At 45.9% G+C, this 11,230-nt stretch carries 8 protein-coding genes; 1 reads left to right on the top strand and 7 read right to left on the bottom strand.

Features of this window, described 5'->3' with window-relative positions; genetic code table 11:
• Window positions 1-96 precede the first annotated feature (96 nt).
• From priA to EV213_RS04195, 7 genes are all read right to left on the bottom strand, one after another.
• A complete protein-coding gene (gene priA, locus EV213_RS04225) occupies window positions 97-2,499 on the bottom strand; it encodes a primosomal protein N' (RefSeq protein ID WP_133579237.1) in 2,403 nt (800 codons plus the stop codon).
• A gap of 5 nt (window positions 2,500-2,504) precedes the next feature.
• Complete coding sequence (coaBC, locus tag EV213_RS04220) at window positions 2,505-3,707, bottom strand: bifunctional phosphopantothenoylcysteine decarboxylase/phosphopantothenate--cysteine ligase CoaBC (protein ID WP_133579236.1); 1,203 nt, start codon at window positions 3,705-3,707, stop codon at window positions 2,505-2,507.
• Between the two features lie 772 nt (window positions 3,708-4,479).
• Window positions 4,480-4,713 carry a DNA-directed RNA polymerase subunit omega gene (gene rpoZ, locus EV213_RS04215; RefSeq protein ID WP_133579301.1) on the bottom strand — a complete coding sequence of 78 codons (234 nt, stop codon included), beginning with the start codon at window positions 4,711-4,713 and terminating at the stop codon, window positions 4,480-4,482.
• Complete coding sequence (gene gmk / locus EV213_RS04210) at window positions 4,713-5,333, bottom strand: guanylate kinase (RefSeq protein WP_133579235.1); 621 nt, start codon at window positions 5,331-5,333, stop codon at window positions 4,713-4,715. The genes rpoZ and gmk overlap by 1 nt, the downstream gene beginning before the upstream one ends.
• Window positions 5,334-5,336: 3 nt before the next feature.
• A complete protein-coding gene (gene remA / locus EV213_RS04205; protein ID WP_133579234.1) occupies window positions 5,337-5,600 on the bottom strand; it encodes an extracellular matrix/biofilm regulator RemA in 264 nt (87 codons plus the stop codon).
• Window positions 5,601-5,666: 66 nt separating this feature from the next.
• Window positions 5,667-6,545: a YicC/YloC family endoribonuclease gene (locus EV213_RS04200; protein ID WP_133579233.1), complete on the bottom strand. Its 879-nt coding sequence runs from the start codon at window positions 6,543-6,545 to the stop codon at window positions 5,667-5,669.
• 86 nt (window positions 6,546-6,631) lie between these two features.
• Window positions 6,632-9,355 carry a cation-translocating P-type ATPase gene (locus tag EV213_RS04195; protein WP_133579232.1) on the bottom strand — a complete coding sequence of 908 codons (2,724 nt, stop codon included), beginning with the start codon at window positions 9,353-9,355 and terminating at the stop codon, window positions 6,632-6,634.
• A 144-nt stretch (window positions 9,356-9,499) separates the two neighbouring features.
• Here EV213_RS04195 and EV213_RS04190 point away from each other — a divergent pair, with 144 nt between their 5' ends.
• Entirely contained in the window at window positions 9,500-11,203 is a 1,704-nt protein-coding gene (locus EV213_RS04190; protein ID WP_133579300.1) for an Rqc2 family fibronectin-binding protein, read from the top strand.
• The last annotated feature ends 27 nt before the right edge of the window (window positions 11,204-11,230 follow it).

Raw genomic sequence — 11,230 nt, 5'->3', positions numbered from 1 at the left:
TCATTCCCTGCACCTTAGAGTGAGGCGCTGAAACATGGCTGAAGGCTGCTCGCATGTTTCTAAGAGCGTAAACGATGTCATGTAAACAAACTCACATTAGAGCATCGAATAAGGCTGCATGTCAATTAACACTTGCAACTCTTTTTTTTGAATTCGTTCTGCATAAAGCGCCATGATCTGCTTTAAGGCAGGCTGAAGCTTAGGTTCATCCTTATATTTTATCATGCATTGATAGCGGAATCTATCTTTGATCTTTGGAATCGGGGAGGCCACTGGTCCAAGAAGGATTGCCTCATCTGACAGCTCTTGTGAGAGATGCCGAGCAATTTTTTCTGCTTCCTTCGCACATTCCATCAAGTCTTCATGTGTAATCGTGACGAGTGCAAGATAATAAAATGGCGGGTATTGGCTTAGCTTGCGAAACTGCATTTCCTGTTTATAAAAGCCTGCGTAGTCATGGCTAGCAGACAGCATGATGCTGTAGTGCTCTGGTGTATACGTTTGGATGACAACCTGCCCAGGCAACTCATGACGTCCTGCTCGACCGCTGACTTGTGTAAGGAGCTGAAAGGTTTTTTCTGCTGCTCGAAAATCAGGCAAATGCAACATCGTTTCTGCGGCAAGGACACCAACAAAAGTAACTTTGCGAAAATCAAGACCTTTGGCAATCATTTGTGTGCCAAGCAGGACATCTGCTTCATGGGCTTCAAAAGCGTCCAATAGCTTTGCATGTGACCCTTTTCGTTTTGTCGTATCAACGTCCATTCGCAAAATCCGTATGTCCGGCAATAGTTTTAGAAGCTCCTCCTCCACCTTTTGCGTGCCAGTGCCAAAAAAGCGAATATGCTCGCTTTCACACTTCGGGCATGCCCGGGGCAAAGGCTCTTGATGACCGCAATAATGACATTTCATTGCATGGTGATGCTTGTGATAGGTTAACGAAATATCGCAATGTGGACATTGAAGCACATACCCACAGTCTCTGCACATGACAAAGGTGGAAAACCCCCGTCGGTTTAGAAACAATACGGCTTGTTCACCTCGGGATATCGTCTCTGTCAATGCATCCATAAGTTGTCTGGAAAACATCGAGCGGTTGCCAGCCTTAAGCTCATCACGCATATCCGCAATCGTCACTTCAGGGTAAGATTGCTTTCCAATGCGTTTTTCCAATTGAACATAGTGATAGCGTTTTTTTTGGGCTCGAGCTCTTGATTCAAGTGATGGCGTCGCACTGCCAAGGACAACGGGACACTTGTGGAAGGCAGCACGCTTAATAGCGACATCGCGTGCATGATAGCGCGGATGCTCTTCTTGCTTGTAGCTCGTTTCATGCTCTTCATCAATAATGACAATGCCAAGACGGTCAAACGGAGCAAATATAGCTGATCGTGCCCCTACAGCCACAGTCACTTCTTTACGATGAATTTTACGCCATTCGTCGTACCGCTCCCCTTTAGACAAGGCACTATGAAGCACAGCTACCTTTGAGCCGAATCGTTTCTTAAAGCGATCGACCATCATCGGCGTTAGCGAAATTTCTGGCACAAGGACAATCGCTTGTTTGTCTTGTTTTAGTGCATTATCGATTGCCTGTAAATACACTTCTGTCTTCCCACTGCCCGTGATGCCATGAAGGAGAAATGTGGTAGCACTCGACTGATCTGTCGCTGAAACGATTGATTCCAGCACAGCGGCTTGTTCTTCAGTTAGATCGAGTGGGGTCGAGGTCGATTCCATAAGCTCGTATGGCTCGCGGTAAAGCTCGCGCTCTTCCAAATGGAATATCCCCTTCTCCACTAACTTATTCAGACTTGAATATCCTGCATTTGATCTCTGTGACAGCACACTCAAAGCAAGGCCATCTTTATGACTCGCAAGCAATTGAATGGCTTCCCGCTGACGCACGGCATTCGCCGCAAGTGAAGCAAGAGCCTCGGTCAACGATTGCTTAAGCGTTACCCATTTCACATGCTTTATAGACGTTTGATCTTTTGCTTCATAAAGAACATCTATCCAGCCTTCTTCAAGCGCAAGTTTCACGGATTTCATTGTTTGCAGGTTGCTTTCCACGTCATCCCACAAGACCGCTCGTTGGTTTTTGTAAAAGACCTGAAGCTCTTCAGGCAAGTCGGAAGGTAATCGTCCATCCGCAAGAACAAGCTTTTTCGAATACGTTGATTTCAAAGCCGATGGCAACATCGCTTGATAGGCGGTAATTAAAAAGCACATCGTTTCGTTAGAAAGCCACTTCCCTATGGCCAGAAGCTCCTCTGTCAAGACAGGGGTCAAATCCAGCAAAGCAATGAGCGGTTTTGTTTTCAAAACATCGGTGCTCGCCTTTATGGCAAGCACCATACCTTGAATTTTCCGTGGACCGAATGGCACAAGAACTCTCATTCCAGGCTGCACAAGCGCCTCCCAGCTTTCAGGAACTTCATAATCATAGAGTCTGTCCGTTTGCTGGGTGGGTACATCAACAACAACGGAGGCAAACATACAACTCACCCTTTCAACATGTCATGGACAGCATCTAGAATGGCTTGCGCGATATGCTGTTTGCTTGCGCGTTTGAGCGCTATTTGACTAGAGGCGGTGACAAGTGTCACTTCATTTTCATCAGAGTCAAAGGCACCCTTTTCACCTGCAATGGAATTTGCCACTATCATGTCTGCTTGCTTAGACACGCGTTTTTTTTCAGCGTACTCCACAACACGTTCAGATTCCGCAGCAAAACCGATTAATAAGGGGCGGTGTTCTAAATGTCCAAGATGACGAAGAATATCTTCTGTTTGCACGAGTTCTAACGCCATGTGCTCATCGCCTGTTTTCTTGATTTTTTGTTCTTGGATCTTTTTAGGTGTGTAATCGGCCACTGCTGCTGTCATGATCGCAACATCGAATTGATCGTATCGGCTCATAACCGCATCAAACATTTCCGCTGCCGATACGACACGAATCCATTCTACGCCACGTGGAGCTTCAAGCTGAACAGGGCCTGACACAATCGTGACCTGCGCACCATCCTGAAACGCTTCTGCCGCAAGGGCAAATCCCATTTTTCCTGAGGATCGATTCGTCAAATAACGCACAGGGTCAATTCGTTCCTGCGTTGGACCTGCAGTAATTAATACTTTCTTCCCAGCAAAACGACCTTTTTTTGGAGGGTCTGTAAAAAAGGCTTGAATGGTCTCGGCAATCTTTTCAGGCTCTTCTAAACGCCCTTTGCCTACATACCCGCAGGCAAGATACCCTTCCTCTGGCTCAATGAACTGGACGCCACGTTCATGCAGCGTTTGAATATTGGTTTTGACAGCTGGATGATCATACATGTGAACATTCATTGCAGGTGCTGCCCAAACCGGAGCAGTTGTCGCTAGCAATATGGTCGTGAGCATGTCATCGGCTAGCCCGTGGGCCATTTTTGCTAATACGTTTGCGGTTGCTGGTGCGACAAGAACGAGGTCTGCCCAATCAGCGACATCAATATGAGCGACCACAGAAGGGTCGTTTTCTTTGAATGTGTTTGTGTACACAGGTTGTCTCGTAAGGGCTTGAAAGGTGATTGGCTGAACGAACTCCATGGCCGACTCCGTCATCACAACTCTGACCAATGCACCCTTTTGCGAAAGCTTGCTAGCCAATGCACATGCTTTATAAGCGGCTATGCCCCCTGTCACACCAAGGACAATCTTTTTTCCTTTCATAAACGCACACCTACCTTTATTGAATAGAACTCAAGCTTCGCACATTGAATTTGGGAGATACACCTAGATATAACTGGGTTTACTTGAAGTTCATTTATGTGGTTGCTTTTTGTACAAGCTGTCATACTCTCGCTTTCACCCTAAAGGGTACAAGCGCAACATTGAACAAAAAAACTTCGTCGTGATTTCTTAGCCGCCGGGCTTCTGCTGCGCCTCCTCGATCGCGTCCGCAATCTGCGGGGTCTCGCTAGTGGCAGCTTTTGATTAATTATTACTAGTGAACATTGGATCTTCTCTATACTATATAAAGCAGGTGTTTTTCTCGTTATTTCAATAGACTTATTCCATATTGCCTACACTCAAGCACAGTTAGCGTTTTTTGACACTAAAAAAGACCAGTTTGGACAAAATAAAAACACACTACACAAAAACCGAACAATGAAAGGATAATGAATAGACATAGGTTGATAGCGTAGGCAAAATACGGAGACTCCTGCGGCAAAGAAAACACGACGAGTTCTTCTCAAGTCGATGTTGCACTTGTACCCGTAGGGTGTAACAGCACGAGCTGAAGATCCCACAGGAAAGCGGTTTTTGCTTTCCGAGGAAGCTGAAGCCGTGCCCGCGGAAAGCAAAGTATTTTACCGAAGCGATCGAAAAACCACTTAACTAAACATAAATCCGAACAGTTTAAATAATTGTTCGGATTTTCATGTTAATAAAATAGTTATATCCCAGCCTCTAAAAAAGAAACAACCTAGACTTAGGTTGTTTACTCTTTTTGAGATTGGATACCTCGTAATGGAACGATGTCTACATAATCAACTGTCAAAAGACCTTCTTGAATTTCTTCAAGAGCGACCCCTACATTTTTGCGTGATTTCGGAAGGTCAATGTAATAGTTTTCTTCTTCAAGCAGCTGTCTAGCTCGTCTGGCTGAAACAGTAACAAGCGTGTATTTGGAATCGATCGTTTCCATTAATGAATCTATTGATGGATATAACATCAAAAATCACTCTCCAATGCTTTTTTGTATACAGAAGCCACACGGCTCCGTTTGCAATGCTCAGCAACAACAATCGCTTCCACTCGTTCGCGTGCAGCGTCTATGTCATCATTAACGACAACATAGTCATAGTGATTCATTAGCTCGATTTCCTCACGTGCCGCTTCAAGCCGCCTTTGAATGGATGATTCGTCCTCAGTGCCTCTGCCTAAAATGCGTGTGCGCAGCTCTGCAAGGGACGGAGGCGCTAAAAAGAGAAAGACACCATGGGCAAACGCCTGCTTTACCTGCATTGCCCCCTTGACTTCTATTTCTAAGAAAACGTCTTTACCTTTTTCAAGTGTTTCCTCCACATAGTCAAGTGGTGTGCCATAATAATTCCCAGCGTACTCTGCCCACTCTAAGAGTCTGCCCTTCGCAATCAAAGCTTCAAACTCTTCCCGAGATTTGAAGAAATAATCCACACCATCTTTTTCACCTGGACGTGGCACTCGTGTTGTCATCGAAATCGAATAACTTAAGTTTGTGTTTTTCTCAAATAATGCCTTCCGTACTGTGCCTTTCCCCACACCTGAGGGACCTGAAAGAATAAGCAGAAGGCCTCTCTCTTTTAAGTTCATACCTTATCCTTCCTCCGACATTTCTTCTTTATTGGCTAAACGCTGTGCAACCGTTTCTGGCTGTACAGCTGACAATATTACATGATCGCTGTCTGCAATGATGACAGCTCTAGTGCGCCTTCCATATGTTGCGTCGATCAGCATATTCCGATCGCGTGCTTCTTGAATGATACGTTTGATTGGAGCCGATTCAGGACTTACGATAGAAATAATTCGATTGGCTGAGACGATATTCCCAAAGCCAATGTTGATTAATTTTATGCTCATGCCATTCTCCTCTCAGTTCTTCCATTTTAGCCTTTTGTCCAGAATTTTAAAAGCAGGGTGTCTTTATTATTCAATGTTTTGCACCTGCTCTTTTATTTTTTCTAGCTCGGACTTTATAAGGATCACTGCTTCAGCTATTGAAAAGAGATGGGATTTTGAGCCGATCGTATTCACCTCTCTGTGCAGTTCCTGTGTAATAAAATCCAGTTTACGCCCCACAGGCTCTTCACTTAGAAGTGTTTCTTTAAACAACGCTAGATGGCTATTTATGCGGACAAGCTCTTCTGTCACATCGTGTTTCTCTGTGAGCAACGACACTTCAATCTGTAACCGTTCTTCTGCTCGCTTGCCTTCTTCTGTTTCCAGCAATTCAACCAAGCGTGCACGTAGCTTGGCTTCATATGTACGTGATGCTTCTGGGACGAGTGTTTCCATCTGCTCAATCACTACAGTGATCGCGTCGATGCGTTCGTTGATATCTTTGGAAAGCCGCGACCCTTCCAGACGACGCATTGAAAGCATGTGCGCGATCGCTTCCTTTAATGCAGCAAACAGAGACTCGGCAAACTGCTCTTTATCTCGGTCGCTACGATCATTTGTGACCAGGACGCCATCATGCTGAAACAGCGCTTGAAGTGAAATGGCTTCTGTCAAACCGTACCGTTCCTTGCCCCTTACAACCTGTTCGACGAGTTGATCTAAGAGCAACCAATTGACATCCATTTGCTGAGGTAATACGCGTGCATCGTCTACTGTCACATGCACTTCTATTTTTCCCCGTGCCACCTCACTTGCGATGCTTGCTTTGATTCGGTCCTCGATCTGTAAGACATTTCGAGGCATCTTCACGGAAATTTCCTTAAATCGGTGATTGACAGACTTTACTTCAACGATAAGTCCATCCTTCGAAGCCCCTGTTCCAAATCCAGTCATGCTATTTATCATCGCTATCACATCCACCTTTCATTCTAATTTATTTTACGAACAAGAACAAGTGCCGCGTAACCTACGGCACTTGAGTTTGGTTCGAATTATTTTAATGCGACGCCTGGTTTTCTTCGCTGAAGCTGCTTTGCACCTGACTGAAAATGGAATATGGAGAGCAAAAACGTTGGAATAGCAGCCATACCGAGCACGAGCAACCATTCTCTCCAGCCAATTGGAACGGTGTGAAAAATCGTTTGAAGACCTGGGACGTAGACAACAACAAGTACCATGAGAAAAGAAAGCAGGACTGCCGCAACCAAGAACATATTTTGAAATGGATTGCGATGAAAAATCGAATGATCACTTCGACAGTCAAACACATGGATTAGCTGCGCCATCACAAGCGTCAAAAAAGCAACCGTTTGTGCTTCAATGAGTTCCCCGGATTCATTTAGCGTCAGCCAAAAGGCTAGCAAGGAGGCAGCTCCGATCAAAAATCCTCGCGAGATAATTTTCCATGCGAGTCCTCGTGAGAAAATCCCCTCTTTTAAAGGTCGGGGCTTACGTCGCATCACTTCATCTTCAGGTTGATCCATCCCTAAGGCGAGTGCCGGCAAACCATCCGTCACAAGATTCACCCAAAGAATTTGGATGGGCACCAACGGCAAAGGAAGACCAGCTAACATCGCAAACAACATCACTAAAATTTCTCCAACATTGGAGGCAAGCAAATAACGGATAAACTTACGGACATTTTCGTAAATGTTGCGGCCTTCTTTCACGGCGGCTTGAATCGTTTCGAAACGGTCATCAGTCAAAATCAAATCAGAGGCTTCGCGCGCCACATCGGTTCCTGTTTTCCCCATAGAGATGCCAATATCGGCGGCTTTTATGGCAGGAGCATCATTGACCCCATCGCCCGTCATCGCACAGACATGACCCCTTTTTTGATACGCTTGCACAATGCGTAATTTATGAGTAGGCGACACGCGAGCGAACACATCAATATGATCAATGTCTGTTGCCAGCTCTTCTGCCGACATTTGATCAAGCTGCCGTCCTTCTAAAATACGCCCATTTGCTCGTCTCATTCCAAGCTGCCCAGCAATAGCGGCAGCCGTTTTCGCATGATCCCCCGTGATCATCACCGTGCGGATGCCTGCATCGCGGCAGGCATCAATCGACTCTCTTACCCCTTCTCTAGGCGGATCAATCATACCTGCAACACCAACGAGGACAAGCTCACTTTCAACACGTTCAATGTCTTTTGCCTCGTCAATCGAAACGAGCTTTTTATACGCAACAGCGAGTGTTCTTAGAGCGTCATCTGCCATTTGATCAACGACATCTGCCATTTGTCTCGTCTCCGTCGTCCCCATCCGCTGGATCCGCCCGTTATGAATGCGCCGGTTGCATCGTTGACTTATAAAATCTGGCGCTCCTTTCGTTATGACAAAGAGCTCATTCTTTTTGTTCTGCACAATCACACTCATCATTTTACGCTGCGAATCAAACGGAAACTCCTGCACGACTGTGAAATCGTCAAGCAGTCCTTTTCGATCAATGCCCGCTTTTGAAGCCACCGCAAGTAGCGCTCCATCTGTCGGATCCCCTTGCAGCTTATACTGCCCCGACTCATCCAGTTGGATGTCCGCGTGATTGCATAGTGCACCAAAGGTTAGGAGTTGCTGAAGCTGCGGAGCATGACGAGCGTCAACCTCCGTATCAGGCGAGCCAGGAATGTGAAAGCTGCCTTTAGGAGCATACCCCGATCCGCTCACCTGCCACTCTTCCCCTCCTGCCCACAGACGCTGCACCGTCATTTCGTTTTTGGTGAGCGTCCCCGTTTTGTCGGAACATATCACCGATGTGCAGCCAAGCGTTTCCACTGCGGGAAGCTTACGAATAATCGCATTGCGCCGTATCATTCGCTGAACGCCTAAAGCCAAAGCAACCGTCACAATGGCCGGCAGCCCTTCTGGAATGGCTGCGACAGCAAGTGAAACGCCCGCAAGGACCATCGTATAAAGCTCATGACCTTGCCATATACCAAGCAACACGACGATAAAGGTTAACCCAAGCGCAGCAACAATTAGAATTTTCCCCAGTTCCTCAAGCTTGCGCTGCAAAGGAGTGGTGATTGAAGCAGATGATTGAATTAAGTCAGCAATCGTTCCCATGGCCGTCTGCATACCCGTCGCCGTGACGACGGCCGTCCCTGAGCCACGCGTAATCAACGTGCCCATAAACGACATATTTTCCTGATCACCTAACGACAACTCGTCCGCTAGCAAGGCGGCAGTCGTTTTATCAACTGGCAACGATTCCCCCGTTAGCGCCGATTCATCAACTTGAAGCCGATCTGCTGTAAGTAGTCGACAATCCGCGCCTACACGATCACCACTTTGAAGCCGAATAATATCTCCAGTGACCAATTCAAGCGAAGGCACCTTTTCCCATGCGCCATCCCGAAGCACAAGCGTCTGTGGAGCAGACAACGCCTTTAAGGATGCGAGGGATTTTTCTGCCTTTCTTTCTTGAATGTATCCCAAACAACCGTTTAGAAGAATAATGGCCAAAATGGCTAGGGCGTCAATGTATTCTCCTAGCAAACCTGATACAAGGGTAGCTGCAATAAGCACAAGCACCATAAAATCCTTGAATTGAAGGAGGAATGTTTGAAGACGCGACGACACTTCTCCTTCATGAATGACATTATCTCCTTCTGCTTGTCGCTTCTCAGATGCCTCCACTGCCGTAAGTCCATGTGTTTGACTCGTTTGAAAGGCGTTCATTGTCTCATCAGTTGTTTTTTTGTACCACTGCACTTTCTTCGACCTCCTCTATCAGTATTCATCTTATTCAAGCTTGTACAAAAAGATGCTACCGATAGATGGAGGTTTTAGGTGTTCAGCATGGAGGTTTTCGCTTCAATTTGCTATACTAAAAGGTGGAATAATGAGGTGATAATGATGTCTTTTGACGGAATTGTAACGAGAGCCGTCGTAGAAGAATTAAAGTCGAAGCTGATGGGTGGAAGGATTACAAAAATTTATCAACCTTCCGACACAGATGTGTTATTTACGGTACGGGCTCAACGAGAAAACATAACGTTATTGTTTTCCGTGCATCCAAGCTATGCTCGCTTTCATACGACGACTGAAAAGCGCACGAACCCGAAAGAACCACCAATGTTTTGTATGGTGCTGCGGAAGCATCTTGAAGGCAGCATAATCGAGGATATTGAGCAGCTTGGCTTGGAACGTGTTGTCACGCTAAAAGCGCGAGGAAAAACGGAAATTGGCGATACGTCTTTTAAAGAGCTGACGTTTGAATTAATGGGCAAGCATAGCAATCTATTGCTTGTTGACAGCAGCACGAAAACCATTGTCGATAGCATTAAGCATTTAGGTCCTTCAGTGAATCGCCATCGAACTGTCTTGCCAGGCAGACCGTACGTTCAACCTCCTGGCAAAGGCAAACACAATCCTCTGGAAGCCAGTGAGATGGATGTGCTTCGTACACTCGACTTTAATGCGGGTAAGCTCTCAGGACAGCTCGTCAATGCATTCGAGGGTGTTTCTCCATTGCTTGCCGAATCCATCGTAAAGTCGGCAGGAATTGGTCAAAAGGATGGATTGATTACTGCGTTTCTTCAAACGATGAAAACGATTCGTAGCAATACATTCGACTTTTTACATTATAAAGAAAGCAAGCCGTTTTTTTATGTTCTCCCTTTACCTCAATTTACTGGTGAGACGATCCATTTCCAGTCAGCTTCAGCCATGCTGGACGGATTCTTCACTGGAAAAGCCGAACGTGACCGTGTGAGACAGCAAAGCCACGACATTAGCAGGCTGCTAAGCAATGAAATGAAAAAGAATGAAAAAAAGATAAAAAAACTTCAGCTGACCGAAAAGGATGCTGAAAAAGCCGACAGCTATAAGAAAAAAGGCGAGCTGCTAACGGCCCATATGCATCTGATTAAACCTGGCGATAAAACCGTCGATGTGCTCGACTATTACGAAGAATCACAGCCAACATTGACCATCACACTCGATCCACATAAATCAGCCGCTGAAAATGCGCAGAAAAGCTTTCAAAAATACACGAAGCTAAAAAAAGCAAAAACGTTTGTGCATGAACAGATTAAAGAGACAGAAGAGGAAAATGTCTATCTTGATACGCTTGTCAGTCAGCTGCTAACGGCGGGAACAGAAGACATTGGCGAAATTCGCGAAGAGCTGATCCAAGAAGGCTTTCTCAAGCAGCGAAAAGCACCAGCGAAAAAGAAAGCAAAAGACAAACCAACGCTTTCTCAATTTGAATCCTCTGATGGCTTTCCGATATATGTAGGCAAAAACAATACGCAAAACGAATACCTCACAAACCGTTTTGCCCATAAAAGTGATATGTGGTTTCATACGAAGGACATTCCTGGCTCTCACGTCGTCATCCGTTCAGATGAACCATCAGAGCAAGCCATTCGGGAGGCAGCCATGATCGCCGCCTTTTACAGCAAAGCAGGGCAATCGTCGTCTGTGCCGGTAGATTATACGCAAATACGGCATGTGCGCAAGCCTCGTGGAGCCAAGCCAGGTTTTGTCATTTACGATGAACAGCAGACGGTGTATGTGACGCCTGATGAGGAAGCGGTGCTGGGATTAAGACGGTAAATGAAGAAATGAACGGTTGACATCCTT

It is taken from the genome of Aureibacillus halotolerans (assembly GCF_004363045.1).
GTDB lineage: Bacteria > Bacillota > Bacilli > Bacillales > DSM-28697 > Aureibacillus > Aureibacillus halotolerans.
Note: the sequence above shows the minus strand (reverse complement) of the source record. Positions and strands in the feature narration are given on the sequence as shown.

Bases quoted from the DNA above. Each gene is read 5' to 3' on its own strand.
- gmk (WP_133579235.1), bottom strand. From the start codon at position 5,333: ATGAACTTAAAAGAGAGAGGCCTTCTGCTTATTCTTTCAGGTCCCTCA.
- priA (WP_133579237.1), bottom strand. From the start codon at position 2,499: ATGTTTGCCTCCGTTGTTGTTGATGTACCCACCCAGCAAACGGACAGA.
- EV213_RS04190 (WP_133579300.1), top strand. From the start codon at position 9,500: ATGTCTTTTGACGGAATTGTAACGAGAGCCGTCGTAGAAGAATTAAAG.
- remA (WP_133579234.1), bottom strand. From the start codon at position 5,600: ATGAGCATAAAATTAATCAACATTGGCTTTGGGAATATCGTCTCAGCC.
- EV213_RS04200 (WP_133579233.1), bottom strand. From the start codon at position 6,545: ATGATAAATAGCATGACTGGATTTGGAACAGGGGCTTCGAAGGATGGA.
- rpoZ (WP_133579301.1), bottom strand. From the start codon at position 4,713: ATGTTATATCCATCAATAGATTCATTAATGGAAACGATCGATTCCAAA.
- coaBC (WP_133579236.1), bottom strand. From the start codon at position 3,707: ATGAAAGGAAAAAAGATTGTCCTTGGTGTGACAGGGGGCATAGCCGCT.